Origin of the sequence: Isoptericola sp. NPDC056134 (assembly GCF_042264825.1) — a bacterium.
GTDB lineage: Bacteria > Actinomycetota > Actinomycetes > Actinomycetales > Cellulomonadaceae > Isoptericola > Isoptericola nanjingensis.
The window spans coordinates 123,110-148,898 of sequence record NZ_JBHJVM010000005.1 but is presented as its reverse complement, the minus strand read 5'-3'; the positions used below and the strand labels follow the sequence as shown (position 1 = coordinate 148,898).

Here is a 25,789-nt window from a genome sequence, read left to right as displayed (position 1 = left end):
TCGCGCGCGAGCACGTGTCCGGCCGCCCGCCGGGGCGGCGTCAGTCGTCGAGGCCGATCGCGAACGCCTGCTCGAGGTCGACGTTCGAGTAGGTGCGGAAGGCGATCAGGGTCTCGGTGCGCACGACGCCCGGGACCTTGCTGATCCCGTCGGCGATGACGTCGGCCAGCTCCTCGTGCTCGCGTACCCGGACCATGGCGACCAGGTCGGCCTTGCCGGTGACGGAGTAGACCTCGCTGACTCCCTTGAGGTCGGTGACCTTGGTGGCGACCTCGGGGATCTGGTCGGCCTCGGTGTCGATGAGCACGATCGCGGTCAGCATGCCGTCATCGTAGCCACCGGCGGCGGGGCCGCGAGGCGCCCGGCGGTCTCGTCGCCCTCGCCCGGCGCGGCCCACACACCCGCGACGGTCGTCGAGACCGCGCCGAGGTCGGCGTGCGCGGCGGCGGAGCGCACGGGGCACGTCCAGGGGTCGCTCACGTGCACCAGCCGGACCCCCGGCTCGTCCAGCCAGGCCAGCACGAGGGCTGCCTCCTCGGGATGGCACGCGGGAGCGGGAGCCACGGGCGGGGTGACGGCCTCCGCCGTCGCGCGCAGGGCGTCGACGACGGGCAACGGGTCCTCGTCGGGTCCGGTGACGGCGGTCGCGGCGAGCCGCGCGTGCTTCACGACGACGAGCTCCCAGCCGCCCGCGGGGGTGGGCCGCGCGGCGACGAGCTCCGCGCACCGGGCGACGGGGTCCAGGCGCTGGGCACGCGCCGCGCCCTGGACGAACGCCCGGAGCCGGTGGGTCACCGTCCCCGCCTCCTCGAAGCGTTCCTGGGCCGCGAGCCGGCCCACCCGCGCGGCGAGGACGTCGACGACGACCGAGGGGTCGGACGTGAGCGCCGTGCGTGCCGCGTCCGCGACGGTGTCGTACCCCTCGTCGGGTGTGCCGGTCGCCGTGCACGGCGCGGAGCAGCGGCCCATCCCCGCGAGGGCGCACGGGCTGCCGGCCGTCCGCGCGACCCGGGGGAGCCGTGCCGCGCACTGGCGCAGCGGCAGGGCGTCGTGGACCGCCTCGACGGCGGCCAGCGCGGCCTGCCGGGACGTGAACGGGCCGATGTGCGGTGTCCCGGCCCGCACCTCGCGCACCACCGACAACCGGGGGTAGGCCTCGTCCGTGAGACGCACCCACGCCTGGCGCTCGGGGTGCTTCGAGCGCCGGTTGTACCGCGGCGCGTGCTCGGCGATGAGGCGCAGCTCGCGCACCGACGCCTCGAGCGGCGTCGCGCAGACCACGGGCGTGACGGCGTGCGCGATCCGCACCATCTCGGTGATCCGACCGCGCTTCTCGGCAGCCGTGAAGTAGGACCGCACCCGCTTGCGGAGGTTCGTGGACGTCCCGACGTACAGGACCTCGTCCCCGGGGCCGCGGAAGAGGTAGACGCCCGGGGCCTCGGGCAGGCCGTCGGCGAGGGTGCGCTTGCGGCGCACGTCGGGCGGGACGGGGTCGGCGGCGCCGGCGAGATCCTCCAGGTGGGTGATGCCGAGGGGCGCCAGCCGCTCCAGGAGCGCGTGCAGCACGTCGACGGTCGCCCGCGCGTCCGCCAGGGCGCGGTGCTCGGGCGTCACCCGCGCACGGAAGAGCGCGGCCAGGGTGGACAGCTTGTGGTTCGGCGCCTCGTCGCGGGTGACGACGCGACGCGCGAGGGGGACGGTGTCCACCACCCGGAACCCCGGCCAGTCGTAGCCGAGCCTGTCGCAGGCGGCCCGCAGGAAGCCGACGTCGTACGGCGCGTTGTGCGCGACGAGCACGGCGTCGCGCGCGAACTCCAGGAAGCTCGGCAGGACGAGCTCGACCGGGGGAGCCGTGGCGACCATGGACGTCGTGATGCCCGTGAGCCGGGCGACGAAGGCCGGCACCGGGTGGCCCGGGTTGACGAGCGACTGCAGCTCGCCCAGCACCTCTCCGCCGCGCACCTTGACCGCGCCGATCTCCGTGATGCCGCCGTCGGCGGCCCGCCCCCCGGTCGTCTCGAGGTCGACCACGACGAAGGTGACGTCCCGCAGGGAGGTGCCGAGGTCCTCGAACGAGGGCTGGAGCGCGGTCGTGCGCGTCGGGTGCGGGGTGGTGCTCGGCATGCCGGGACCGTAGCGGCGGCCTCCGACAGTCGGGGGTGGGGACAGGCGAGCCCGCCGAGACGGTGGTCTCGGCGGGCTCGGGTCCGTGCGGGCGGTGCCGGGTCAGCTCGCGGACTTCTGCCGGGTGTCGACGTACAGCTCGTCGATCTCGGCGGCGAAGTCCTTGACGAAGACGTGGCGGCGCACGCTCTGCTTGGGCGTGAGATAGCCGTTCTCGACCGTGAGGTCGCCCGGCAGCACGGCGAACTTGCGGATCGACTCGGCCTTCGAGACCGCCTGGTTGGCGCGGGTCACGGCGGCGTCGAGCGCGGCCAGCACCTCCGGGTCGGTCGCCGCCTGCGCGGGCGTCATCTCGGGCTTGCCGTGCATCTTGAGCCAGCCGGGCAGGCCCTCGGCGTCGAGAGTGATCAGCGCGCCGATGAAGGGGCGGTTGTCGCCGACGACGACGCACTGGCTCACGAGGGCGTGCGCCCGGATACGGTCCTCGAGGAGCGCCGGGGCGACGTTCTTGCCCCCGGCCGTCACGATGATCTCCTTCTTGCGGCCCGTGATCGTGAGGAACCCGTCGTCGTCGAGCGTGCCGAGGTCGCCGCTGCGGAACCAGCCGTCGGCGAACGCCTCGGCGGTCGCCTCCGGGTTGTTGTGGTACCCGCGGAACACCTGGATGCCGCGCAGCAGGACCTCGCCGTCCGAGGCGATCCTGACCCCGCAGCCGGGCAGCTGGGGCCCGACCGAACCGATCTTGATGGCGTCGGGGCGGTTCACGCTGGTCGGCGCGGTGGTCTCGGTGAGCCCGTAGCCCTCGAGGATGGTGACCCCGAGACCGCGGAAGAAGTGCCCGAGCCGCTCGCCGAGGGGGCCGCCCCCGGAGACGGCGTACTGGGCCTGCCCGCCGAGCACGGCGCGCAGCTTCGAGAACACGAGGGTGTCGGCGACCTTGTGCTGGAGGCGGAGCCACAGCGACGGGCCCGACGGCGTGTCGAGCGCGCGCGAGTAGGCGATGCCGGTCGCGGCCGCCCAGTGGAAGATCTTCAGCTTGCCCCCGGCGGCGGCCTTCTGCTCCGCGGCGTTGTAGACCTTCTCGAAGACCCGCGGCACCGCGAGGATGTAGGTGGGCCGGAAGGCCTCCAGGCCGGCGGTGACCGTCTTGAGGTCGGCCCAATGGCCGAGCACGGTGCCGCTCGCGATCGCGAGGATCTCGATGTAGCGCGCGAAGACGTGCGCCAGGGGCAGGAAGAGCAGGGTGCGCCCGCCGTCCTTGAAGACGTCGGGCACGGCGGCGACGGCGTTCACGCCGAGCAGCGCGAGGTTGCCGTGGGTGATCTCGGCGCCCTTGGGGGTCCCGGTCGTGCCGGAGGTGTAGATGATCGTCGCGACGTCGGCGAGATCGGCGAGACCGCGGCGGCGGGCGATCTCGTCGTCGGCGACGTCGGCGCCCGCGGCCGTCAGCTTGGCGATCGCGCCGTCCTCGATCTCGAGGACCTCGCGCAGGGCCGGGGCGCGGTCGGAGACCTCCGCGACGGTGGCGGCGAGGCCGGAGTCCTCGACGACGAGCAGCGTGATGCCGGAGTCGGTGAGGATCCACTCCACCTGCTCGGCGGAGGACGTCTCGTAGATCGGCACCGGGACCGCGCCCGCCGCCCAGGCGGCGAAGTCGAGCAGCGTCCACTCGTAGCGCGTGTGCGACATGATGCCGACGGGGTCGCCGGGCTGGACGCCCCGGGCGACCAGCCCCTTCGCGACGGCCACCACCTCGGCGTCGAACTGTGCGGCCGAGACCGGCTGCCAGCCGTCGCCGGAGGGACGCTCGGCGAGCGTGGCGCGCGGGTCGCTCGCCACGCGGGTGGCGAGGAGGTCGTTGAGGTTCGACGTGGCAGGCAGCTCGACCGCCTGCGGAATGGTGATCTCGTCCATGCTGACTCCATCGTCCATGCTCATGCATTGGCCAGGGGTGCGTTCCCCGGCCGCCACGATACCGGGTCTCACGCGTGGTCCAGGACACGGTTCGGTGACGGTCCGTGACCACCGGTGACGTCGCGGTGACGTCCCGGTGGTGGACGAGCGTCGCACCCCTCGGTCGCGGTGGCTAGTCTTGTCCCTGCGCGCACCGCGCGCCCCCGCGCCGCGACGGCGACCGGGTGATGCGCCGTACGGACGCGGCGTCCCGACACATGAACGCGAGGTTCCCGCATGCACGCCATCGGAGTCGACATCGGCGGCACGAAGATTGCCGTGGGTGTGGTGGACGAGGCGGGCAAGATCCTCGCGAAGGTGCGGCGCGAGACGGTCGCCGACGACGTCGCCTCCATCGACCGGGCCATCGCGGACGCGTGCGCCGAGCTGGCCAAGGAGCACGAGGTCGGCGCCATCGGCCTGGCCGCCGCCGGCTTCGTGAGCCCCGACCGCCGGTCCGTGCTCTTCGCCCCGAACATCGCCTGGCGCGAGTACCCGCTCGCCGAGCGGATCGAGGCGCTGCTGGACGTCGACGTCCCCGTGGTCGTCGAGAACGACGCGAACGCCGCGGGCTGGGCGGAGTTCCGCTTCGGTGCCGCCCGCGAGGCCACCGACATGCTCATGCTGACGGTCGGCACCGGGCTCGGCGGCGCGATCGTGGTGGACCGAGAGCTCGTGCGCGGCAAGTGGGGTGTCGCGGCCGAAGTGGGGCACATGCGGGTCGTCCCGGGCGGCCACTACTGCGGCTGCGGGCACGAGGGCTGCTGGGAGCAGTACGCGTCCGGCACGGCCCTGGTGCGCGACGCGAAGCAGGCCGTGATCGCCCAGCCGGAGCGGGCGACGCGGCTGGTCGAGCTCGCCGGCGGCGACGTGTCGGCGCTCGAGGGCCCGCACGTCACGCAGGCGGCACAGGAGGGCGACGAGCTCGCGGTCGAGCTGCTGGCGACGCTCGGCCGGTGGATCGGCGAGGGCTCGGCGTCCGTCGCCGCGCTGCTGGACCCCGAGCTCATCGTCATCGGAGGAGGCGTCGGCGCGGCCGGCGACCTGCTGCTCCTGCCCGTGCGCAAGGCCTACGAGGCGCAGCTGTCGGCCCTCGGGCACCGCCCGGTGGCGCAGATCGAGCTCGCCGAGCACGGCAACGAGGCGGGCATCATCGGCGCCGCCGACCTCGCACGGCGCTGATCCGCCCGTCGCCCGGCCCCGTCGCCAGGCCTGGCCCCGCACGGGCCGGTCAGACGACGGCGCCCGTGCTGTGGTCGTCCGGGTCGCGGCGGTGCGGCATCCGCCAGACGAGGATGCCCAGCGCGACGAGGAACAGGACGCCGGCGACAGGGCCGGACCATCCCGGGATGCGCAGGGCCGGGACGGCCGAGCGCAGGACGACGCCGAGCACGACGAGCACCGGCACCCCGACGACCACCGCCCACGCGAGGGTGAGGAGCGGGTCGCGGGAGAGCACCGGTTCCGGCTCCGGCGGCGTGAAGTGAGACTCCGTCTCTTCGAGATCCTCGATCTCGGGCGTGACGGGCCAGTCGCGGGGACCGGGGCTCACCACCCGACCGGGCGGCGGCGCGGTGTCCTCGCGGCGCGGGTCGGCCGCGGGCTCGCTCGCGGTGTCGCCCGTGGTGCCGCCCGCAGGCTCGTCCGCCCGGTCGGCGTCGTCGGGCTCGTCGAGCGGCCCGAGCTGGGCGACGATGTCGGCCCACCGCGCCTCGACGGCGTCGTCGGGCAGGTCGTCGTCCGGCAGGTCCGGATCGGCGTCCGGGTTCGGTGCGGGCATGGGTTCACTCTATTGTCGTGGGCGAAGCAACGCGTCGACGGTCCGCCCGCCGGCGCCACGGCCCGTCGACGGCGGTCCGCTGACCGGGGGCTGCCGGGACTGGGCGAGGAGGACAGTTGTTCTACTGGGTGATGAAGAACGTGCTGGTGGGGCCGTGGCTCCGGCTGGCGTTCCGCCCCTGGACGAAGGGCGTCGAGAACGTCCCGACCTCCGGTCCGGCGATCCTCGCGAGCAACCACCTCGCCGTCATCGACTCGTTCGTGCTGCCGCTCGTCCTCGACCGCCAGGTCCAGTTCCTGGGCAAGTCGGACTACTTCACCGGCGGAGGCGTCCGCGGTCGCCTCGTGGCCGGCTTCATGCGTGGGGTCGGGACGATCCCGGTGGACCGCTCGGGCGGCAAGGCCAGCGAGGCCGCGCTCAACACGGGGCTGCGGGTGCTGGACGACGGCGACCTGTTCGGCATCTACCCGGAGGGCACCCGCAGCCCCGACGGGCGGCTGTACCGCGGCAAGACCGGCGTCGCCCGACTGGCGCTGGAATCCGGCGCCCCCGTGATCCCCGTCGCGATGGTGGGCACCGACGTCGCGCAGCCGCTCGGGCGGTCGGTCCCCAAGCCGATGCCGATCGGGATGGTCTTCGGCGAGCCTCTCGACTTCAGCCGCTACCGCGGGATGGAGGGCGACCGGTTCGTGCTGCGCTCCGTGACCGACGAGATCATGTACGCCATCCTGCGGCTGTCCGAGCAGGAGTACGTCGACGTCTACGCGGCCACGATGAAGGCGCGCCTCGCGGCGGCCCAGCAGCAGCCGCCGGAGGAGCCCGCCGCCGGCTCCTGACCGGCTACCCGGGCACCTGGCCCACGACGAGGCTCAGCCAGGCGTCCGGCGGGACCTCGGGCCGGCCGGGCACCGGACGGTGCGTGACCGACCACCCGTCGCCCGCGACGTCGGTCGCGACGCGCGGCCAGAACGACGCGGCGCCGGCGTTGGCGTCCTGGTACGCGATCTCCCACGGGCCCGGCACGTCGCGCAGCACCGCCGCCGCGACCTCGCGCCCGACGCCGCGCTGGCGGGCGGCGCGCGCGACGAAGAACGCCGAGAGCACGCGGGTCGGCGCGTCGAGCCCCCGGACCAGGGCGAACGCCACCGGCCGCTCGTCCGAACGGCCCCGTGCCCCGTCGGGGGCCATGGCCAGGTAGCCGCGCCAGGTCGCGGCACGACGGCCCGTCCCGTCCTCGTCCGTCCGCGCGTCGCGGTCGATCTCGTCGAGGGCGGTGCGGAGCCGGTCGTCGCGGAACCGGCCGTCGGGCCCCGGCAGCTCGCCCGAGACGGCGGACATGTCGTGGCGGAAGAGCAGCCACAGCCGTTCGAGGAGCGCGCGGTCCTCCGGCGTGGCGCGGCGGACTCGGACCGGCGCGCCGGCGAGGTGGGCGGACGGGTCGGGGAGGGGTGCAGGAGTCGTCATACGCAAGAGCCTCCCGGCGCCGGACGGCGGGGAGGCTCGCCCGACATCATCGCACGGCCGGGCGCCGCCGCGCACGGCGCGTTCGCCCGGCGGACGGCCGGGGCCGGCACGGGGTGGTGCTCCTAGGATGGAGTCGCTGTCCGTCCCCCACCGAGAGGTAGCCCCTGTCATGTCGGTTCGTCGCGTGGCTCTCCTGACCGCCGGCGGCTTCGCGCCCTGCCTGTCCTCCGCCGTCGGCGGCCTCATCGAGCGCTACACGGAGCTCGACCCGTCGATCGAGATCATCGCCTACCAGTACGGCTACCACGGGCTCCTCACGGGCACGAAGATCGTGGTCGACGAGGAGGGCCGCAAGCAGGCCGGCATCCTGCACCGCTTCGGCGGCTCGCCCATCGGCAACTCGCGCGTCAAGCTGACCAACGCCGCGGACTGCGTCAAGCGCGGCCTCGTGCAGGAGGGCCAGAACCCGCTGGAGGTCGCGGCCGAGCAGCTCAAGGCCGACGGCGTGGACGTGCTGCACACCATCGGTGGCGACGACACGAACACCACGGCCGCCGACCTCGCCGCGTACCTGCACGACAACGGCTACGAGCTCACCGTCGTGGGCCTGCCCAAGACGATCGACAACGACGTGGTGCCGATCAAGCAGTCGCTCGGCGCCTGGACCGCCGCCGAGGAGGCCGCGGGCTTCGCCGCGAACGTCATCGGCGAGCACCGCTCCGGTCCGCGCATGCTCATCGTGCACGAGGTCATGGGCCGGCACTGCGGCTGGCTCACGGCGGCCACCGCGAAGGAGTACCGCTCGTGGCTCGACGCCCAGGAGTGGGCCCCGGCCCTCGGCCTGACGCGCGAGCGCTGGGACGTGCACGCCGTCTTCCTGCCCGAGCTGGAGATCGACATCGACGCCGAGGCGGCGCGCCTGCGCGCCGTCATGGACGAGATCGGCAACGTCAACATCTTCCTGTCCGAGGGCGCGGGGATGAACGAGATCGTGCAGCAGCTCGAGGCCGCCGGCGAGGAGGTGCCGCGCGACCCGTTCGGGCACGTCAAGCTCGACACCATCAACCCCGGCCAGTGGTTCGCGAAGCAGTTCGCGGAGAAGCTGGGCGCCGAGAAGGTCATGGTCCAGAAGTCGGGCTACTACTCGCGCGCCGCGGCCGCGAACGCCGAGGACCTGCGCCTCATCAAGTCGATGACGGACCTCGCCGTCGAGTGCGCGCTGCGCGGCGAGGCCGGCGTCATCGGCCACGACGAGGAGGACGGCGACCGCCTCAAGGCGATCGCGTTCCCGCGCATCGCCGGCGGCAAGGCGTTCGACGTCAGCCAGCCGTGGTTCGGCGAGATCCTCGAGGGCATCGGCCAGCCGCTGGTGCCCGCGAAGCCCGCCGCGCACTGACGACGGCGACCCGCCGACCACCGAGCCAGAGGCAGGAGCAGCCCGCATGACCACCGCCGTCGACACCGTGGTGCCCGGGAGCGACCCCGAGGGCCTGGACCGGTTCCGGACCCTCGAGGCGCGCCAGCAGCCCGTGTGGCCGGACGCCGAGGCGCTCGCGGCGGTGGCGGGCCGGCTCTCCCAGGCGGCGCCCCTCGTGGTGCCGGCCGAGGCCCGGCTGCTCACGGAACGTCTCGCCGCGGCGGGCCGCGGCGAGGCGTTCCTGCTGCAGGGCGGGGACTGCGCGGAGACGTTCGCGGACGCGAACGCGACCCGCATCCGCAACAAGGTGCGCACCATCCTGCAGATGGCGGTGGTGCTCACCCACGGCGCGAGCACGCCCGTGGTGAAGATGGGGCGGCTCGCGGGGCAGTACGCCAAGCCACGCTCGTCCGACCTCGAGACCCGCGACGGCGTGACGCTGCCCGCCTACCGCGGCGACATGGTCAACGGGCACGAGTTCACCCCGGAGTCACGCACGCCCGACCCGGTGCGCCTCGAGCAGGCGTACCGGATCTCGGCGGCGACGGCGAACGTCGTGCGGGCCTTCACCCAGGGCGGCCACGCCGACCTGCGCCGGGTGCACGAGTGGAACCGCGGGTTCATGCGCAACCCCGCCTACGCGCGGTACGAGCGCACCGCGGCGGAGATCGATCGCGCGATCCGCTTCATGGAGGCCTGCGGGGCGGACTTCGACGCCCTGCGCTCGGTGGAGTTCTACCTCAGCCACGAGGCGCTCATCCTCGACTACGAGCGGGCGCTGACCCGCGTCGACGCCCGGACCGGCGAGGCCTACGCGACGTCGGCCCACTTCCTGTGGATCGGCGAGCGCACCCGTCAGCTCGACGGCGCGCACGTGGAGTTCCTCTCGCGCGTCGCCAACCCCGTCGGCGTCAAGCTCGGCCCGACGACGTCGGCTGACGACGCCCTGGCGCTGGCGGCGCGGCTCAACCCGGGAAACACCCCCGGCCGGCTCACGTTCGTCACCCGGATGGGCGCGGGCAGGGTGCGCGACGTGCTGCCCGAGGTCGTCGAGAAGGTCACCGCCGCGGGCGCGGCCGTCACCTGGGTGACCGACCCGATGCACGGCAACACGATCACCTCCGACAGCGGCTACAAGACGCGCCGGTTCACCGACGTGCTGGACGAGGTCACGGGCTTCTTCGAGGTGCATCGCGCCCTCGGCACCGTGCCCGGCGGGCTGCACATGGAGCTCACGGGCGACGACGTCACCGAGGTGCTGGGCGGCAGCGAGGAGATCGACGACGCCGGGCTGGCGCTGCGGTACGAGACGCTGGTCGACCCGCGTCTCAACCACCAGCAGTCGCTCGAGATGGCGTTCCGCGTCGCGGAGATGCTGACGAGCTGGTGACGCTCACCAGACGGTGACGGTCACCGTGCTGCCCTTCGGCGCCCTGCCGGTGGGGTCCTGGAACCGGACGGTGTCGAGGATGCCGCCGAGGTAGGTGTTCTCCTTGACCACGAAGCCGGCCTTCTCCAGCGCCTTGCGGGCAGGCTCGGTGTGCTTGCCCACCACGTTCGGCACCTCGACCAGGGGCGGCCCCTGCGAGATCGTCAGCGTCACGGTGTCGGTGCGGTGCGCGGTGGCCCCCTCCTTCGGGTCCTGCGCCAGCACGTGACCCTTCGGGACGTCCTCGGAGTACTCCGGGTCGGCCAGCTCGACGACGAGCCCCAGACCCTCGAGGTCGGTGACGGCCGCGTCCTTCTCCTTGCCCACCTCCTGCGGCACCTGCACGGGGGCGGGGCCGTCGGAGACGGTGAGCGTCACGACGGTGTCGTGCCGCTGGCGCGAGCCCTCGTCCACCGACACGTCGAGCACCTGGCCCCGGGCGGCCTCGTCGTCGTACGACCGGGCGGGGTCGCCGACCGTGAAGCCGGCGTCCTCCAGCGCCGCGGTGGCGTCCTTGACGGCGGCGCCGACCAGGTCGTCGGGCACCGTGAGCATCTGCACGCCGCGGGACACGACCAGCTCCACGGAGCCGTCGGTGCGCACCCGGTCGCCGGGCGCGGGCACGCTCGTCACGACCGAGCCCTCCGGGACGTCGTCGTCGAAGGCGCGGCTCGTCGTCGTGCCGAGCCCGGCGTCCTCGAGGACGGCGCGGGCGTCGTCGGCAGCGACTCCGGCGATGCCGGTCGGCACCGAGGTCCACGCCCCGGGACCGTCCGCGAACCACCACCACGTGCCCAGCCCGCCGCCGGCCAGGACGAGCACCAGGGTGAGGGTCCACGCGACCGCGCGGCGACGGCGGGAGGGGCGCCGGTACGCCTCGGTGGGCTGCTCGACGAGCCGGTGCGTGGGCTGCGCCGGCGCGCTCGCCGACACCTCCTGGAAGAACGCCGTCGGGATCTCGTCGACGGCGTCCGTCCCCGTGCGCCCGTCGTCCTCGTCGTCGTGCGGCGCGCCGCCGGTCCCGCTCGGGCCGCCGGCGTCGGAGGGGCCGTCGGCGGGCCGTTCCGCGCGGCGCGCGAGCACGTCGGCGTCGAGCGACGACCGCAGCGCTTCGACGGCGGCGAGGGCGGCGCCCGCGTCGGGCGGGCGCCGCTCGGCGTCCCGGGCCGCGAAGGACGCGACGAGCGCGTCGACCTCGGCGGGCAGCCAGTCCACGAGCGCGGACGGGGCCGGGAGGTCCTCGTGCACGTGGTGGAAGGCGACCTGGATCGGCGTCTCGCCCGCATACGGCAGGGTGCCGGTGACGAGCTCGTACGCGAGCACCCCGACCGCGTAGACGTCGGTGCGGGCGTCGCAGGTGCCGCTGGTGATCACCTCGGGCGCCAGGTACGCGACCGTGCCCAGGACGGTGCCGGTGGTGGTGGTGGTCACCTCGGTGACCGCGCGGGCGAGGCCGAAGTCGGCGACCTTGACCCGCGTCCCCGGCGGTGTGCCGCCCGGGGCGTCGTCCTGGGCGGTGCCGCCAGGGACGGCGTCGTCGCCGACGACGAGCACGTTCTCCGGCTTGACGTCCCGGTGGACCAGGCCCTTGCGGTGCGCCGCGGCGAGGGCCGCGAGGACCTGCGCCACGACGTCGAGGGCCCGGTCCAGGGTGAGGGCGCCGGACGTGTGCAGCTCTCGGCGCAGGTTGGTGCCCGGCACGTACTCCATCGCGAGATAGCTGGTGTCGCCGTCGACGCCCTGGTCGTAGACCGCCACGACGCCGGGGTGGGTGAGCCGGGCGGCGGCGCGCGCCTCGCGGCGGAAGCGGGACACGAAGGCGGCGCCGTCCACCCCGTCCGCGAGGTGCGGGTGCATCACCTTGACGGCGACCTCGCGGTCGAGCCGCCGGTCGGTGGCCCGGTACACGGTGGCCATGCCCCCTCGGGCGACGCGCGCGACGATCTCGTACCGCCCGTCGACCAGGCGGCCGAGCATCGGGTCGGTCGTCGTGATGGCCACGCGACGAGTGTAGGGGCGCCCGGTTCGGCAGGCCCGTAGGCTGGCCCGGTGAGCGACACCACCGCGCCGGAGCCCGGCGCCCCCGTCCCCGACAGCACCGACGACCGCACCGACGACCGCGCCGCCCTGGAGTCCCTCGTGGACGCGTGGCTCACCCTGCCCGACGTGGCGGAGGTCCTCGGGACCCAGGTGTCCAAGGTGCGCGGGCTGGTCTCGGAGCGGACCCTCGTCGGGGTCAAGCGGGGCGACCGGAACACGTTCCAGGTGCCTGCCGCGTTCCTCGTGACCGACGACGGGGCGCCCCACGTGCTGCACACGCTGCGCGGCACCGTGCTGGTGCTCTCGGACGTCGGGCTGGACGACGCCGCCATCCTGCGCTGGCTGTTCGAGACCGAGCCGTCGATCGGCGCCACCCCGATCGGGGAGCTGCGCGCCGGTCGTCGCGCCGAGGTGCGCCGGGTGGCCCAGGCGCTGCTCTGACGCCCGGTCCCTCCGGTCGGAGGGACGGCCGGCGGGTCAGGCCGCCCGGTCGACGGCGGCCCGCGCCAGGTCCAGGAGGACCTCGCGGGCGGGCTCGGCGAGCTCTGCCGCGGACAGCGCGTCCAGGGCGCCGTCCGCGAGCGTGTCGATGAGGGCCTCGACGCCGTCGAGCGCCCCCGAGCCGGCGATGACCCCGCGCAGCCTCTCGACGGTGGCGCCGTCCAGGTCGGGGTCGCCGAGGCGCGCGACGACGAGGTCGCGGTCGCTCGCGCCCGCGGCCGCGAGCGTGCGGGCCACCAGCACGGTGCGCTTGCCCTCGCGCAGGTCGTCGCCGGCGGGCTTGCCCGTCACCGACGGGTCGCCGAACACGCCCAGCACGTCGTCGCGGAGCTGGAACGCCTCCCCGAGCGGCAGCCCGGCGTCCGAGACGGCGGCCACGTGCGCGGGCGACGCCCCCGCGACGACCGCGCCGAGCACGAGCGGGCGCTCGACCGAGTAGCGCGCCGACTTCGCGCGCAGGACGTCCCGGGCGCGCTCCTCGTCGGCCGCGGGGTCCAGGCCCCACGGCTCGGCCTGCACGAGGACGTCGAGGTACTGGCCCACGACGACCTCGGTCTGCATGGCGTCGAACAGCGCGCGGGCCGCGGCCGCGCGCTCCGTCGGCAGGTCGGCGACGGCAGCGGCGATCTCGCGCTGGCACGCGACGAGGCACAGGTCGCCGAGCAGGATCGCGGCGGACGTGCCGAACCGCTCGGCCGATCCCGCCCAGCCGGCCGCGGCGTGCCGTGCCTCGAAGGCCCGGTGCGCGGTGGGCTCGCCACGCCGCGTGTCCGAGGCGTCCATGACGTCGTCGTGCAGCAGGGCGGCGGCCTGGAACAGCTCGAGCGCCGCCCCGGCCCGCACCACCGCGTCCCGCTCGGGGCCGGACGCGGCGCCGCCGTGGGCCCGGTAGGACCAGTAGCAGAACGCCGCCCGCAGGCGCTTGCCCCCGCGGAGCAGCACGGCCGCCTGGTCGGTCAGCGCGGTCGCCGCGTCGCCGATCGAGGCGACCTCCCGGGCGAGGGCGTCGAGGTGCTCCTCGACCCTGGTGTCGACGTCGGTGCGGAGGTTCTCGAGGTCGACCAGCGACGCGGCGGTGGGCATGCCGACAGCCTATGCGCCCGGCCGGGCGGTCCCGACGGGGGCGGGGCCGGTCAGCAGGTCCGTCAGCAGGTCCGTCAGCCGACGACGACGGAGCCGCTGACCGTCACGAGGCGGCGCTCGCCGTCGTCGAGCACGCCGAGGGTGACGGACTCCACGACCGGGCCCGCGTCCTTCTTCTTTCCCCGGGGCGTGCTCTCGCGGCCGAACACCGTCTGCGCGGTGAGGCCGGAGAGGCTCGACGTGCCGGACTCCTCGAAACCGGCCTTGCGCAACCGCTCGGCGAGCTGGTCGATGACGTCCTGCGTGCCGCGCTGCGTGGCGAGGTTGAGGGTGACGTCGGTGAGGCCGCCCTCGCCCGGGGTGGCCGAGCTGGCGAGCACCGTCGCGTCCTCGGGCGCCCCGAGCAGCTTCTCGGGGAAGCCGTCGGCGTACCCGCCGACCGTCGTGTCGGGGTCGAACGTCGGCAGGGCGGACGCGCCGCCCGTCCCCGGCTCCGCGCTAGGGGTCTCCGTGACGCCACGCACGCCGACGCCGGACCCGTTCTCGCCGGTCGCGGACACGTCGTCGTCCGGGGCCCCTCCGCCGCCGAGCAGACCGCAGCCGGACAGCGCGAGGAGCGCGGTGAGCGCCACGGCGCCCACGCCGCGTGCCCTGGTCGCGGGCGCGCGACGCGACCGGGCGCGGCGGCGCGGGGCGCGGGGGAGCGAGGGCACGGCGCCTACCGTAGCGGCCCGCGGCACCTCGCTCGCACGTCCCGGACGAGGGCGACGCCGCGGACGTCGCACGGCGGCGCAGGCCACGGAGCCTGCCCCCAGCGGGGTGCCGTCCACAGCGGGGCGGCCCGCGGCGCCGGGGCCCGCGGTCGTGCCCTGGGATCGGACCCATGGACGCCGCATACGCCACCGACCACGCCGGGGAGCCCGGCACCGCCTTCGACACCCCGCTCGTGCTCCGCTCGTCCCGCGACCTGCTCGCGGCCGTGCCGTACCTGCTGGGGTTCCGCCCGCGGGAGTGCGTGGTCGTCGTCGCGGTCACCGACGAGGGCCGGGTCGGCCTCGTCGCACGGACCGGCCTGCCCGACCTCGACGGACCCGTCGGCGACCCCGGGGACGAGGCGGGCGCCGGGACGACGGGAAGCGCGGCCGTCGTCGCCCGGGCGGCCGCCCGGGTCGGGGCCCGCCTGGCGCTCGTCGTGCTCTACACCGCGTCACCGCCGGACCGGGTCCGGGCGTGGGAGGCGGCCGCGGTCGGGGCGCTGGAGGAGTCCCTGGGCCCGACGGTCGACGTGGAGACCTGGCTCGTCGGCCCGGACGGCTATCGCGGCCTCGACTGCACGGACCCCGCGTGCTGTCCGGCGGGAGGACGACCCACGAGCGAGCTCGAGCACGGCGAGGTGGGGGCGGCGTTCGTGGTCGCGGGGCGGGCGATCGCCCGCTCGGAGCAGGAGGCGTACCGGGTCCGTACGCTGCCGGCGGGAGTGCGTGACCGAGTCGCCAAGGCGGCGGGACGTGCGGAGCGGGCGCGTGCGGCGGCAGGTGACGCCACCGGTGCGGCGTCTCGTGAGCCGGCCCGTGCGACGCCCCGTGCGACGCCCCGTGCGACGCCCCGTGCGGCGGCACCTGACGGGCCGGGTCGCTGGCGCACCGAGGCCTACGGCGTCTGGTGCGACCTGGTGCGACAGGCGGCCGCGGAGCTGCGCACCTGTCCGGCCGGCGACGTCGAGCTGCCCCCGGCACGCCTCGGTCGCCTGGCGGTGGCGCTCGCGGACGTCCGGGTCCGGGACGCCGTGCTGCTGTCCCTGGTGCCGGGCGCACGAGAGGCGGCGGACCGGACGGTCCGGGCGGGCGGGGACGTCGACGTCCCCCGCGACGTGGAGTCGGGCACGGCCCGGGCGATCGCCCGGGTGGTGGACCCGCGGGTCGGGGTGCCTCCCGACGGGGCGACCGCCGACGCGGCCCGGCTCGTGCTGGAGCAGCTGGTGGGCGGCGCGCCGCGGCGGTGGCACGCGCCGCCCCTCGCGCTCCTGGGCTTCCTGGCCTGGTGGCGGGGCGACGGGTGGCTCGCGGCCCGGCGCGTGCGAGAGTCCGCGCGGCAGGACCCGAGCTACCGACTGGCCGCGCTCGTGGCCGGGGTGCTGGAGGCGGCGGTCCCGCCCGGGTGGGTGAGCGCGGCGCGAGGGCCGGCTGCGGAGGATCTCGCCGGGGCGACCGATGTGGCCGGGCCGACGGTCGGGTAGCGTGCCCCCATGGCGATCGTCGTCGGACTCCTGAGCACGGCCGAGGGACAGGCGGCACTCGCCGCAGCGAAGCGCGAGGCGCAGGAGCGGTCCGTCCCGCTCACGGTCGTCGTCACCCGGGACGACGGCGGGCCCGAGAGGCAGGCGGTCGAGGACGACCTCGCCTCCTCGGGGCTCGCCTACTCGGTGGTGGGCGGCACGGGGGACCTCGCCGAGGATCTCGTGCGCACGGCGCAGGAGGTGGCCGCCGAGCTCATCGTCGTGGGTCTCCGACGACGCAGCCCGGTGGGGAAGCTGATCCTCGGGTCCGGCGCGCAGCGCATCCTCCTCGAGGCGCCCTGTCCGGTCCTGGCGGTGAAGCCGTGACGACACGCGCGGCGACGCGCGCGGTCCACGCGTCGTGCGATGTGACGCTCGCGACCGTCCTCGGGCGGTCCTGCGCGCGGGCGTGCGAGGCCCGGCCCCACCGTGCCGCCCGGGGTTTCGCCCGTCGTTCCGCCTCTGCCGTCGGGAATCTTCGCGACTCCCCGGACGTTGAGCCAGCACCGGGGAACGGACGACGTGGGTACGGGACTGGGCGCAGGAGCCCGTGGTGCCCTTCCGTCGCGGATGTCGCCGGTACAATAGAGGTGTCCGCCTGAGCCACGACAGTCCGAGTCGGAGGCCTTGACGGCGGTGCACCGTCCCCTCGAATGCCGAAAGGTCGGTTTGTGGCGTCCACTGCGCAGAACCCTGCACTTCCCCGCGAGTTCGAGCACCCTGCCCTGCAGGGGCTGCTCGCTCGAGGCACCGCCGACGGCCGGGTCGACGCCGAGAGCTTCCGCGCTGCCTGCGAGAACGCCGCGGTGGCGGACCCCAAGCGTCTGAAGGCGGTCCTGCGCGCCTTGGCGACCGCCGGGGTGGAGATCGGTGTGCCCACGGCCACCAAGGTCGCCGCCGCCAGCTCGAGCCGGGGCACCACCACGCGCGCGAAGGCGCCGGCGGCGCGCTCCGCGAGCGCGGTGAAGACCTCGACCGTGACGACCTCCGCCGTGAAGTCCGCCGCGTCGACGGACGACGAGCCGGCCGAGGCGACGTCCGCGAAGAAGCCCGCGACCAAGGCCGCCGGCACCAAGACAGCCGCCAAGGGGGCGAAGCCGACGCGTGGCCGCAAGGCGGCGTCGAAGGACGAGCCCGCAGCCGACGACGTCGAGGACGTCGAGCTCGACGACGCGACCGACGCCGACGACGAGCAGGAGAACGAGGCCGCCGCGAAGGGTGCCAAGCCCGCGGCCGGCAAGGGTAAGGGCGAGGACGAGGAGACCGGCTTCGTCGTCTCGGACACCGACGACGACGACCAGCCCGCGCAGCAGGTCGTCACGGCCGGCGCGACCGCCGACCCCGTCAAGGACTACCTCAAGCAGATCGGCAAGGTCGCGCTGCTGAACGCCGAGCAGGAGGTCGAGCTCGCGAAGCGCATCGAGGCCGGCCTGTTCGCGGAGGAGCGCCTGTCCCAGGACTACGCCGCCTACGACAAGACGAAGGCGAGCGCCGACGAGCGCCGGATGTACCGCGACCTGCGGTGGATCGCGCACGACGGCAAGCGCGCCAAGAACCACCTGCTGGAGGCGAACCTGCGCCTCGTCGTCTCCCTCGCCAAGCGCTACACCGGCCGCGGCATGCTGTTCCTGGACCTGATCCAGGAGGGCAACCTCGGTCTGATCCGCGCCGTCGAGAAGTTCGACTACACCAAGGGCTACAAGTTCTCGACGTACGCCACCTGGTGGATCCGGCAGGCCATCACCCGCGCCATGGCCGACCAGGCCCGTACCATCCGCATCCCGGTGCACATGGTCGAGGTCATCAACAAGCTGGCCCGCGTGCAGCGGCAGATGCTCCAGGACCTGGGTCGCGAGCCCACCCCGGAGGAGCTCGCCAAGGAGCTGGACATGACCCCCGAGAAGGTGGTCGAGGTCCAGAAGTACGGGCGCGAGCCCATCTCGTTGCACACCCCGCTGGGCGAGGACGGCGACAGCGAGTTCGGTGACCTCATCGAGGACTCCGAGGCCGTCGTCCCGGCGGACGCCGTGAGCTTCACGCTGCTCCAGGAGCAGCTGCACCAGGTGCTCGACACCCTGTCTGAGCGAGAGGCGGGCGTCGTCTCCATGCGCTTCGGCCTGCAGGACGGGCAGCCCAAGACGCTGGACGAGATCGGCAAGGTCTACGGGGTCACCCGTGAGCGGATCCGCCAGATCGAGTCCAAGACGATGTCGAAGCTGCGGCACCCGTCGCGGTCCCAGGTGCTGCGCGACTACCTGGACTGATCCGCCTCAGGAGCACGTCGTCACGAGAGCCCTGGTACCCGTCGGTACCGGGGCTCTCGTGCGTCCGCGCGGCTCGTCGAGCAGTGGGCCAGCCGTCAGGGCGCGACGTCGGCGGCGACGGACCAGCGCGACGACGGGGCGAGGGTGCCGGCGGGGTCCAGCCGGCGGCGCAGCGCCAGGAGCCGGTCGTAGGTCGCCGGGCCGTACGCCTCGCGCACCAGGGCGGCGGAGACGTCGTCCCGCGGGCCGGCGAAGTTGAGCAGCGAGCCGCCGGTGGTCCAGGGCGCCAGCGCGTCGTGCACCGCCTGGAGGCGGTCGGCGACGTCGGGCGGCCCGACCGGGCTGCCGAGCGCCCCGGTGAACAGGGTGCAGGCGGCGTTGCGCCCGCCGACGGCGTTGGCCACGGCGGGCGGCCCGGCCACGGCGCCGCCGAGGAGCCGGATCTCGGCCGCGAGGACGGGGGAGTCGGTCGGCACGGCCCCGAGGAACGCGTCGACCGCGTCCTCGGTCAGCTCGCGCAGCAGCCCGCCACGCTCGACGAACGGCATCGGGTCGTCCGGGTCGGCGTGCACCGCCCCGATCTGCGCGTACGGCAGGTCTCCGACCGTGTCGAGGATCGGCACGGCGACAAGCCTCAGGTCGTCGACCAGGGGGTCGGGCGCCGCGAGGTGCCCGTGCCGGACGTAGCGCACCACGAGCACCGCGCGCCCGCGCAGCGGCTCGGGCACGTCGGGCAGGGGCGGCAGGTTCAGGCGTGCGACGGACGTCGAGACGTCGTCGGCCAGCGTCGTCGTGTGCTCGCGCCACCGGTGCAGCACGGCGTGCGCGTCGTCGACGTCGAACCAGAGCGTGCCCGCGCGCACGGTGGACAGGGGGAGGAGGTCGAACGTCATCCCGACGACGACCCCGAACGCGCCCCCGCCGCCGCGCAGCGCCCAGAAGAGCTCTTCGTGCTGCGTCGGCGTCGCCGTGACGAGGTCGCCGGCCGGGGTGACCACGTCGATCGCGCGGACGTGGTCGGCGGCGAAGCCGAAGGTGCGCGCCAGGGGGCCGAGCCCGCCGCCGAGCGTGTAGCCGATCACCCCGACCTGGGGGGACGAGCCGCAGAGCCCGCCCAGCCCGTGGTCCGCGCCGGCGGTGAGCACCGCCTGCCAGGGGACGCCGGGCCCGACGGTCGCGGTGCGGGCGACGGGGTCGACGACGAGGGCGTCGAGGGCGGACACGTCGAGCAGGACGTCGCCGGCGCCGGTCGCGGCGGCGCTGTGGCCCGTGGAGCGGACTCCGACGCCGAACCCGTGGCCCGCGGCGGCGCGGACCGTCGCGACGACGTCCTCGGGCGAGGCAGCCCGCACGACGAGCGCCGGCCGGTGGGCGAGCGCGAGGTTGAAGCCGGGGAGCGCGGCGTCGTAGGCCGGGTCGGCGGGCAGGGCCGTGGTGCCGTCGAGCGCGGGGTCGAGCTGTGCCGCGAGGGCGGCGGCCCTGTCGAGGTCGCGGTCGGGGGCGACGGGAGCGGAGCTGGACATCGGGGACTCTCCTTCGGTGGACGGTGCCGAGAGGAGAGAGACGCCCGCGCGCCGGCGATGACGGTCGGTGCCCCGGGCCCCCGGGTGAAGTGTGGGGGCGTTCCCCTGACCTGGGCCGATGTGGCAAGGTGTCCGCGTGCTCCAGACCACGACCCTCCCCGGGCGGCCCCGGGTCGTCGCCCTGCTCGCGCTCGTCGTCGCCCTGGCGCTGTCGCTCGCGTCGGTCCTCGTGGCGCCTGCGGCGCAGGCGGCGACCTGGTCGCTGACGGGCTCCGGCGGAGGGACGACGACGGCGGCGACCGGAAAGTCGCTCACGGTCCGCTACCTCAAGTCCGGCCAGCCCGTGCGGGGCGCGACGGTCACGCTGCAGCGCAAGGAGGGGACGTCGTGGGTGAAGGTCCGCACCGTGCGGACCGGGTCGACGGGCCGCGTGTCGACGACGGTGAAGCCCACCGCCTCGACGACGTACCGCTTCAGGACCAGCCACGCCACGAGCGGCGGTGTCACGGTGCTCGTGGTGCCGGTGCGGTTCGCGATCTCCGGCTCGGGCTCGGGGCACGGCGTCGGGATGGCCCAGTGGGGCGCCTACGAGCAGTCGCGCTCAGGTCGTACCGCGGCCCAGATCCTCGGTTACTACTACCCGGGCACCACCGTCTCGACGGCGAACGACCCCCGGACCAGCCTGGACGTGCAGGTGCTCGGACCGCCGTCGGACAGCCGGACCACGACGGTGCTGGCGGTCGGCTCCGGAGCCTGGCGGCTCATGGACCCGGCGGGGGCCGTCGTGGCGAGCGGCGGAGCCGCGGAGAAGGTCACCGTCGGCGTCGCGCCCTCGGGGGTGACTGCCACGGTGACGAAGGGCGGTGCGACGACGAAGAGCGTGTCCGCGCGCTCCAGCCTGACGTACGAGTGGTCCGGCACGCGGAACTACCAGCCCACCGGGACGAAGGCGGTCGCGACCGTGGCGGGCGCCCAGGGGACCTACCGCAACGGACGCCTGGTGGTGACGAAGCGGTCGGACCGGCCGAACGTCGTCAACCAGGTGGTCATCAACACCGAGTACCTCTACGGGCTGGACGAGATGCCCTCGGGCTGGGGCGCGAGCAGCAACCGCGGTGCTGCGGCGCTGGAGGCGCAGGCGGTCGCGGCGCGCAACTACGCGATCGTCGAGAAGGTCAAGGGCCTGAAGTCCACGTGCGGCTGCCACGTCTACGACGACACCCGCTCGCAGCACTACACCGGCTGGAAGAAGCAGGGCGGGAGCTGGGGGAGCGCCTGGGTCGCGGCGGTGGACGCCACGGTGCAGGACGGCACGGTGACCGTGCTGCGCGACGCCGAGGGCGGGTTCGCGGAGACGCCGTACTTCGCGTCGACCGGCAGCGCGGGAGGGCGCCGTGGCACGGCGACCAACACGGAGGTGTTCGGGACGGCGGCTCTGCCCTACCTCGCGCACGTCGCCGACACGTACTCGGCCAAGGCGCCCGGCAACCCGTACCTGACGTGGAGCGACTCGATCACGCAGGCGACGGCCAGGTCGGTCTTCGGCCTCGCGTCGGTGCGCTCGATCGCGGTGACGTCGCGGTGGTCGAGCGGCCAGATCAAGACGCTGACGGCCACCTCGGCCATGGGGACGAAGGTGTCGCGGACCAAGACGGCGGACGGGTGGCGTACCACCCTCGGCGTCCGGGCGTCGTGGGTCGGCTCGCTCTCGGGCCGCAGCAGCTGATCCTCGCCGGCCTCGGCCGTCGTCCCGCCCCCCCCACGCACGAGAGCCCCGCACCGGACGGTGCGGGGCTCTCGTGGGGTCGGTGTGCTTGCGCCGGGTCAGCGCGCCCCGTGCTCCTCGTGGAGCCGGTCCGTCTCGTCCTGGACGTGGACGGCGACACCCTGGTAGGCGTCCGCGTGCGCGCGTGCGTGGTGCCCGCAGAAGAGGAGCTCTCCGACAGGCAGGACCACTCGCACGTACGCCTGGGCGCCGCAGCGGTCGCAGCGGTCGGCGGCGGTCAGCGGCTGGGTCGGTTCGGTCGTCGTGGTGCTCACATGACCATCCAACCAGACAGGTGGACCGGAGCATCCCGGACCCGGGCCGGGTTCGCTCCGGGCATAGCGGCGTGGAGCACAGTCCGACGGCGTGGAGCGCACAAGAACACCTGTTCGGTCGTCTACCCTCGTTCCCGTGACTGCCACCTCCGAGTCCGGGTACACCGCGCGCCACCTCACCGTCCTCGAGGGCCTCGAGGCCGTGCGCAAGCGCCCCGGCATGTACATCGGGTCGACGGACTCGCGCGGCCTCATGCACTGCCTGTGGGAGATCATCGACAACTCCGTCGACGAGGCCCTCGGCGGGCACGCGACGAACATCCGCGTGGTGCTGCACGCCGACTCGTCGGTCACGGTCGAGGACGACGGCCGCGGCATCCCGGTCGACGTCGAGCCGAAGACCGGCCTGACCGGCGTCGAGGTCGTCTTCACGAAGCTGCACGCCGGCGGCAAGTTCGGCGGCGGTTCGTACACGGCGTCGGGCGGACTGCACGGCGTGGGCGCCTCCGTGGTCAACGCGCTCTCGGCGCGCCTCGACGTCGAGGTCGACCTCGGTGGCAAGACCCACCGGATGACGTTCCACCGCGGCGAGCCGGGCGTCTTCTCCGACCCGGTCTCCGGGCCGTCCCCGGAGTCGCCGTTCGAGCCGTTCGTGTCGGGGTCCGAGCTGGCGATCGTCGGGAAGACCAAGCGGGGCGTCACCGGTACCCGGGTGCGCTACTGGGCGGACCGCCAGGTGTTCCCGAAGACGGCGGTGTTCAGCTACGACGAGCTGGTCACGCGCGCCCGCCAGACGACGTTCCTGGTCCCCGGGCTGAAGCTCACGCTGCGCGACGAGCGCGGTCTGCCGGGCACGCCGGGGGAGTCCGGCCCGCACGAGGAGGTCTTCCAGCACGACGGCGGCGCGATCGACTTCGTCGAGTTCCTCGCGCCCGACGCCCCGGTGACGTCGACGTGGCAGCTCAAGGGCAGCGGCCACTTCACCGAGACGGTGCCGGTGCTGGACTCACGCGGTCACATGTCGCCGCAGGAGGTTCAGCGCGACTGCGAGGTGGACGTGGCCCTGCGGTGGGGTGGCGGGTACGACACCGAGGTCCGCACCTTCGTCAACATCATCGCGACGCCCAAGGGCGGCTCCCACCTGTCCGGGTTCGAGCAGGGCCTGCTCAAGACCGTCCGCAAGCAGATCGAGGCGAACGCGCGTCGTCTGAAGGTCTCCACGAAGGACGCGGCCGAACGGATCGAGAAGGACGACGTCCTCGCCGGCCTCACCGCTGTCGTCACGGTGCGGCTCGCGGAGCCGCAGTTCGAGGGCCAGACCAAGGAGGTGCTCGGCACCGCTCCCGTGCGGGCGATCGTCTCCCGCGTCGTCGAGAAGGAGCTGGGCGCCCTCCTCACGTCGTCCAAGCGCGACGAGAAGGCGCAGTCCGCCCTGCTCCTCGAGAAGGTCGTCGCCGAGATGCGTGCGCGCGTCACGGCCCGCAAGCAGAAGGAGATCTCCCGGCGGAAGAACGCCCTCGAGGCGTCGTCGCTGCCGGCGAAGCTCGCGGACTGCCGCAGTGACGACGTGAACCGCAGCGAGCTCTTCATCGTCGAGGGCGACAGCGCCCTCGGCACGGCCAAGCTGGCCCGCTCGAGCGACTTCCAGGCGCTGCTGCCGATCCGCGGCAAGATCCTCAACGTCCAGAAGGCGTCGATCAGCGACATGCTCCGCAACGCGGAGTGCGCGGCCATCATCCAGGTGCTCGGCGCCGGTTCCGGCCGGTCCTTCGACCTGGACGCCGCCCGCTACGGGAAGATCGTGCTGATGACGGACGCCGACGTCGACGGCGCGCACATCCGCACCCTGCTGCTCACGCTCTTCTACCGGTACATGCGGCCGATGCTCGAGGCGGGCCGCGTGTTCGCCGCCGTCCCGCCGCTGCACCGGGTGGAGGTGCTGGGCAGCGGCCGGCGCAAGAACGAGTACCTGTACACGTACTCGGAGGCGGAGCTCACCGCGACGCTCAAGAAGCTCGACCGGGCCGGGCGCCGGTACAAGGAGGACATCCAGCGCTACAAGGGCCTGGGGGAGATGGACGCCGACCAGCTCGCCGAGACCACCATGGACCCGCGCCACCGCACGCTGCGCCGGGTCACGGTGGAGGGCGCGGAGGCGGCGGAGCGCGTGTTCGAGCTGCTCATGGGCAGCGACGTCGCGCCCCGCAAGGAGTTCATCGTTGCCGGGGCGAGCACCCTCGACCAGTCCCGCATCGACGCCTGACCCGTCCGGGCCGTCGTCCGCATGGCGGCCCGAGCGGCGGGTGCGCTCCGGTGATGGGTACCCTCTGGCCGTGAAGACCGCACCGCGCCGGACGGCGCCTCGACTGCTCGTGCTCCTGCCCGCTCTGGCCCTGACCGCGGGGCTCGTCGCGGGGTGCTCGGAGGGCGGCTCGTCGGACGGCGCCTCGCCCGCCGCGTCCGCGTCGGTGGAGGCCTCCGAGCAGGTGGCCGAGAACGTGGGTGAGTTCTCCTACGAGGGCGTGGACGGCAAGACCGCTCTCGAGCTGCTGCAGGAGAAGGATCCGGACGCCCAGGTGCAGGGCAAGGGCGAGAACGCGTACGTCACCGCGATCCGCGGGCGCGAGGCCGACCCGGAGACGGAGTTCTGGGGCCTGTACGTCGACGACGAGCTGGCCCAGGTCGGGGCGGGCTCGCTCGAGACGAAGGACGGCCAGACGATCACCTGGAAGCTCGAGGAGATCGAGCAGTGAGCGCCGCGACCACTCGCCTGGAGGCTCCGCTCACCGCCCGCGAGCTCGTGCACCGGTGGTGGCGGCCCGCGCTGGCGGTGCTGCTCGTCGCGGGCGCCGTCGTCTGGCGGCTCGTGAAGACGGACCTCGGCGCACCGCCGAACCTCGAGCTCTCGACCGCCGCGGCCTTCGCCGCCGCCGGGCTGCTGCGCCACCGGCTCGCGATGCTCGCGCCGCTGGTCGTGGTGGCGCTGAGCGACGTGCTGCTCGGCAACTCCTCGGTGCTGGTGTTCACGTGGACCGCGTGGGCCGCGATCGGCGTCGGCGCCTGGTGGGCCGGCCGCACCCGGGGCGCCACGGGTCGCCTCGTCGCCGCGCTGGGCTTCGGCGTCGGCAGCTCGCTGGTCTTCTACCTCTGGACCAACGCGGGCGTGTGGTGGCTCGGCCGCGGGACGTTCTACCCTGCGGGGCTGGACGGCCTGCTGGCCAGCTACGTCGCCGGCCTGCCGTTCCTGCGCCCGATGCTGCTGGGCAACCTCGTGCTCGTGCCGCTCGCTGCCGGTCTCGTCGCGCTCGTGACGCGGCTCGAGCGAGCTTCGTCGGCTGCTGTCGACGCGCTCCCCGCGCGATAGCCTCGGCAGGAGCACACCCGACCGTCACGACAGGAGGCGACCGATGCCTGCCGACCGGATCCGCCGGATGACCTTCGCCAGCATCTACCCGCTGTACGTGCGGAAGGTGGAGCGCAAGGACCGCAGCACGGACGACCTCGACCGGGTCCTCACCTGGCTCACGGGCTACGACGACGCCGGCCTCGAGAAGGTCATCGCCGACGAGGTGGACCTGGAGACGTTCTTCGCCGAGGCGCCCGCGATGAACCCGAACGCGTCGCTCATCACCGGGGTGATCTGCGGTGTCCGCGTGGAGGACATCGACGACCCGCTGATGCAGCAGATCCGCTGGATGGACAAGCTCGTCGACGAGGTCGCCAACGGCAAGAAGATGACGTCGATCCTGCGGGGGAGCGTGGCCGCGTAGCCGGGCGGGCGTCCCGGCGTGGGGGGGGGACCAAAAAAAAAACAAACCAAACAACCCCCCCCCCCCCCCCGCCCCCACCCCCCACCATCCTCCTCATCCCCCCCTCCCCCCCCCTCTGGCCCCCCC

At 74.2% G+C, this 25,789-nt stretch carries 23 protein-coding genes; 13 read left to right on the top strand and 10 right to left on the bottom strand.

Annotation, left to right across the window (positions count from 1 at the left end; all coding sequences use genetic code 11):
* Window positions 1–40: 40 nt before the first annotated feature.
* The 3 genes from ACFCZN_RS07105 to ACFCZN_RS07095 all read right to left on the bottom strand — a co-directional run bounded on the left by ACFCZN_RS07105 (window position 41) and on the right by ACFCZN_RS07095 (window position 4,038).
* Window positions 41–322: an Lrp/AsnC family transcriptional regulator gene (locus ACFCZN_RS07105; RefSeq protein WP_380245000.1), complete on the bottom strand. Its 282-nt coding sequence runs from the start codon at window positions 320–322 to the stop codon at window positions 41–43.
* Window positions 316–2,124 (bottom strand): DEDD exonuclease domain-containing protein, encoded by a 1,809-nt coding sequence (locus ACFCZN_RS07100; RefSeq protein WP_430556297.1) that lies wholly within the window; start codon window positions 2,122–2,124, stop codon window positions 316–318. Before ACFCZN_RS07100 ends, ACFCZN_RS07105 begins: the two co-directional genes overlap by 7 nt.
* A gap of 102 nt (window positions 2,125–2,226) precedes the next feature.
* On the bottom strand, window positions 2,227–4,038 hold the full coding sequence (locus tag ACFCZN_RS07095) for an AMP-dependent synthetase/ligase (RefSeq protein ID WP_430556296.1): 1,812 nt from the start codon (window positions 4,036–4,038) through the stop codon (window positions 2,227–2,229).
* 276 nt (window positions 4,039–4,314) lie between these two features.
* Here ACFCZN_RS07095 and ACFCZN_RS07090 point away from each other — a divergent pair, with 276 nt between their 5' ends.
* Window positions 4,315–5,259 carry an ROK family glucokinase gene (locus ACFCZN_RS07090; protein WP_429763773.1) on the top strand — a complete coding sequence of 315 codons (945 nt, stop codon included), beginning with the start codon at window positions 4,315–4,317 and terminating at the stop codon, window positions 5,257–5,259.
* Between the two features lie 49 nt (window positions 5,260–5,308).
* Here the strand turns inward: ACFCZN_RS07090 and ACFCZN_RS07085 are convergent, their stop codons facing one another.
* Window positions 5,309–5,857, bottom strand: a complete 549-nt coding sequence (locus ACFCZN_RS07085) for a hypothetical protein (protein WP_429763772.1) — start codon at window positions 5,855–5,857, stop codon at window positions 5,309–5,311.
* A gap of 116 nt (window positions 5,858–5,973) precedes the next feature.
* On the opposite strand from ACFCZN_RS07085, the gene ACFCZN_RS07080 reads away from it, so the two are divergent.
* A complete protein-coding gene (locus ACFCZN_RS07080; protein ID WP_429763771.1) occupies window positions 5,974–6,693 on the top strand; it encodes a lysophospholipid acyltransferase family protein in 720 nt (239 codons plus the stop codon).
* Between the two features lie 4 nt (window positions 6,694–6,697).
* Here the strand turns inward: ACFCZN_RS07080 and ACFCZN_RS07075 are convergent, their stop codons facing one another.
* Complete coding sequence (locus ACFCZN_RS07075; protein ID WP_430556295.1) at window positions 6,698–7,321, bottom strand: GNAT family N-acetyltransferase; 624 nt, start codon at window positions 7,319–7,321, stop codon at window positions 6,698–6,700.
* 169 nt (window positions 7,322–7,490) lie between these two features.
* Here ACFCZN_RS07075 and ACFCZN_RS07070 point away from each other — a divergent pair, with 169 nt between their 5' ends.
* Together ACFCZN_RS07070 and ACFCZN_RS07065 are read left to right on the top strand one after the other, a co-directional pair.
* Window positions 7,491–8,717: a pyrophosphate--fructose-6-phosphate 1-phosphotransferase gene (locus tag ACFCZN_RS07070; protein ID WP_429763769.1), complete on the top strand. Its 1,227-nt coding sequence runs from the start codon at window positions 7,491–7,493 to the stop codon at window positions 8,715–8,717.
* Between the two features lie 46 nt (window positions 8,718–8,763).
* Entirely contained in the window at window positions 8,764–10,128 is a 1,365-nt protein-coding gene (locus tag ACFCZN_RS07065) for a class II 3-deoxy-7-phosphoheptulonate synthase (protein WP_430556294.1), read from the top strand.
* 3 nt (window positions 10,129–10,131) lie between these two features.
* Here the strand turns inward: ACFCZN_RS07065 and ACFCZN_RS07060 are convergent, their stop codons facing one another.
* The gene (locus tag ACFCZN_RS07060; RefSeq protein ID WP_430556293.1) at window positions 10,132–12,168 is read right to left on the bottom strand and encodes a PASTA domain-containing protein; all 2,037 of its coding nucleotides are present in this window, start codon (window positions 12,166–12,168) and stop codon (window positions 10,132–10,134) included.
* Between the two features lie 48 nt (window positions 12,169–12,216).
* On the opposite strand from ACFCZN_RS07060, the gene ACFCZN_RS07055 reads away from it, so the two are divergent.
* Window positions 12,217–12,648 carry an Rv2175c family DNA-binding protein gene (locus ACFCZN_RS07055; RefSeq protein WP_429763766.1) on the top strand — a complete coding sequence of 144 codons (432 nt, stop codon included), beginning with the start codon at window positions 12,217–12,219 and terminating at the stop codon, window positions 12,646–12,648.
* A gap of 36 nt (window positions 12,649–12,684) precedes the next feature.
* Here the strand turns inward: ACFCZN_RS07055 and ACFCZN_RS07050 are convergent, their stop codons facing one another.
* The gene (locus tag ACFCZN_RS07050) at window positions 12,685–13,791 is read right to left on the bottom strand and encodes a polyprenyl synthetase family protein (RefSeq protein ID WP_430556292.1); all 1,107 of its coding nucleotides are present in this window, start codon (window positions 13,789–13,791) and stop codon (window positions 12,685–12,687) included.
* A gap of 74 nt (window positions 13,792–13,865) precedes the next feature.
* Complete coding sequence (locus ACFCZN_RS07045; RefSeq protein WP_430556291.1) at window positions 13,866–14,504, bottom strand: hypothetical protein; 639 nt, start codon at window positions 14,502–14,504, stop codon at window positions 13,866–13,868.
* Between the two features lie 170 nt (window positions 14,505–14,674).
* Between ACFCZN_RS07045 and ACFCZN_RS07040 the strand changes: the two genes are divergently transcribed.
* The 3 genes from ACFCZN_RS07040 (at window position 14,675) to ACFCZN_RS07030 (ending at window position 18,330) form a co-directional block, all read left to right on the top strand.
* On the top strand, window positions 14,675–16,027 hold the full coding sequence (locus tag ACFCZN_RS07040) for a DUF4192 domain-containing protein (RefSeq protein WP_430556290.1): 1,353 nt from the start codon (window positions 14,675–14,677) through the stop codon (window positions 16,025–16,027).
* 9 nt (window positions 16,028–16,036) lie between these two features.
* Window positions 16,037–16,393, top strand: coding sequence for a universal stress protein (locus tag ACFCZN_RS07035; RefSeq protein WP_430556289.1), 357 nt, complete (start codon window positions 16,037–16,039; stop codon window positions 16,391–16,393).
* Between the two features lie 344 nt (window positions 16,394–16,737).
* Complete coding sequence (locus ACFCZN_RS07030) at window positions 16,738–18,330, top strand: RNA polymerase sigma factor (RefSeq protein WP_430556288.1); 1,593 nt, start codon at window positions 16,738–16,740, stop codon at window positions 18,328–18,330.
* Between the two features lie 95 nt (window positions 18,331–18,425).
* On the opposite strand, the gene ACFCZN_RS07025 is transcribed toward ACFCZN_RS07030, so the two are convergent.
* A complete protein-coding gene (locus tag ACFCZN_RS07025) occupies window positions 18,426–19,853 on the bottom strand; it encodes an FAD-binding oxidoreductase (protein ID WP_430556287.1) in 1,428 nt (475 codons plus the stop codon).
* A 136-nt stretch (window positions 19,854–19,989) separates the two neighbouring features.
* Between ACFCZN_RS07025 and ACFCZN_RS07020 the strand changes: the two genes are divergently transcribed.
* Entirely contained in the window at window positions 19,990–21,579 is a 1,590-nt protein-coding gene (locus ACFCZN_RS07020; RefSeq protein WP_430556286.1) for a SpoIID/LytB domain-containing protein, read from the top strand.
* Window positions 21,580–21,677: 98 nt separating this feature from the next.
* Here the strand turns inward: ACFCZN_RS07020 and ACFCZN_RS07015 are convergent, their stop codons facing one another.
* Window positions 21,678–21,893, bottom strand: a complete 216-nt coding sequence (locus ACFCZN_RS07015; protein ID WP_429729875.1) for a DUF7455 domain-containing protein — start codon at window positions 21,891–21,893, stop codon at window positions 21,678–21,680.
* A gap of 136 nt (window positions 21,894–22,029) precedes the next feature.
* Between ACFCZN_RS07015 and ACFCZN_RS07010 the strand changes: the two genes are divergently transcribed.
* The 4 genes from ACFCZN_RS07010 to ACFCZN_RS06995 all read left to right on the top strand — a co-directional run bounded on the left by ACFCZN_RS07010 (window position 22,030) and on the right by ACFCZN_RS06995 (window position 25,663).
* Window positions 22,030–24,156: a DNA gyrase/topoisomerase IV subunit B gene (locus ACFCZN_RS07010; protein WP_429763758.1), complete on the top strand. Its 2,127-nt coding sequence runs from the start codon at window positions 22,030–22,032 to the stop codon at window positions 24,154–24,156.
* A gap of 70 nt (window positions 24,157–24,226) precedes the next feature.
* On the top strand, window positions 24,227–24,646 hold the full coding sequence (locus ACFCZN_RS07005) for a DUF4430 domain-containing protein (RefSeq protein WP_430556285.1): 420 nt from the start codon (window positions 24,227–24,229) through the stop codon (window positions 24,644–24,646).
* Window positions 24,643–25,257 carry a DUF6580 family putative transport protein gene (locus ACFCZN_RS07000; protein ID WP_430556284.1) on the top strand — a complete coding sequence of 205 codons (615 nt, stop codon included), beginning with the start codon at window positions 24,643–24,645 and terminating at the stop codon, window positions 25,255–25,257. Before ACFCZN_RS07005 ends, ACFCZN_RS07000 begins: the two co-directional genes overlap by 4 nt.
* 43 nt (window positions 25,258–25,300) lie before the next feature.
* Window positions 25,301–25,663, top strand: coding sequence for a DUF2200 domain-containing protein (locus ACFCZN_RS06995; protein WP_430556283.1), 363 nt, complete (start codon window positions 25,301–25,303; stop codon window positions 25,661–25,663).
* Window positions 25,664–25,789: the final 126 nt, after the last annotated feature.

What these genes read in the sequence shown, in the direction of transcription:
- ACFCZN_RS07105 (WP_380245000.1), bottom strand. Translation starts at nt 322, where the DNA reads ATGCTGACCGCGATCGTGCTCATCGACACCGAGGCCGACCAGATCCCC.
- ACFCZN_RS07100 (WP_430556297.1), bottom strand. Translation starts at nt 2,124, where the DNA reads ATGCCGAGCACCACCCCGCACCCGACGCGCACGACCGCGCTCCAGCCC.
- ACFCZN_RS07095 (WP_430556296.1), bottom strand. Translation starts at nt 4,038, where the DNA reads ATGGACGAGATCACCATTCCGCAGGCGGTCGAGCTGCCTGCCACGTCG.
- ACFCZN_RS07090 (WP_429763773.1), top strand. Translation starts at nt 4,315, where the DNA reads ATGCACGCCATCGGAGTCGACATCGGCGGCACGAAGATTGCCGTGGGT.
- ACFCZN_RS07085 (WP_429763772.1), bottom strand. Translation starts at nt 5,857, where the DNA reads ATGCCCGCACCGAACCCGGACGCCGATCCGGACCTGCCGGACGACGAC.
- ACFCZN_RS07075 (WP_430556295.1), bottom strand. Translation starts at nt 7,321, where the DNA reads ATGACGACTCCTGCACCCCTCCCCGACCCGTCCGCCCACCTCGCCGGC.
- ACFCZN_RS07070 (WP_429763769.1), top strand. Translation starts at nt 7,491, where the DNA reads ATGTCGGTTCGTCGCGTGGCTCTCCTGACCGCCGGCGGCTTCGCGCCC.
- ACFCZN_RS07065 (WP_430556294.1), top strand. Translation starts at nt 8,764, where the DNA reads ATGACCACCGCCGTCGACACCGTGGTGCCCGGGAGCGACCCCGAGGGC.
- ACFCZN_RS07050 (WP_430556292.1), bottom strand. Translation starts at nt 13,791, where the DNA reads ATGCCCACCGCCGCGTCGCTGGTCGACCTCGAGAACCTCCGCACCGAC.
- ACFCZN_RS07040 (WP_430556290.1), top strand. Translation starts at nt 14,675, where the DNA reads ATGGACGCCGCATACGCCACCGACCACGCCGGGGAGCCCGGCACCGCC.
- ACFCZN_RS07035 (WP_430556289.1), top strand. Translation starts at nt 16,037, where the DNA reads ATGGCGATCGTCGTCGGACTCCTGAGCACGGCCGAGGGACAGGCGGCA.
- ACFCZN_RS07025 (WP_430556287.1), bottom strand. Translation starts at nt 19,853, where the DNA reads ATGTCCAGCTCCGCTCCCGTCGCCCCCGACCGCGACCTCGACAGGGCC.
- ACFCZN_RS06995 (WP_430556283.1), top strand. Translation starts at nt 25,301, where the DNA reads ATGCCTGCCGACCGGATCCGCCGGATGACCTTCGCCAGCATCTACCCG.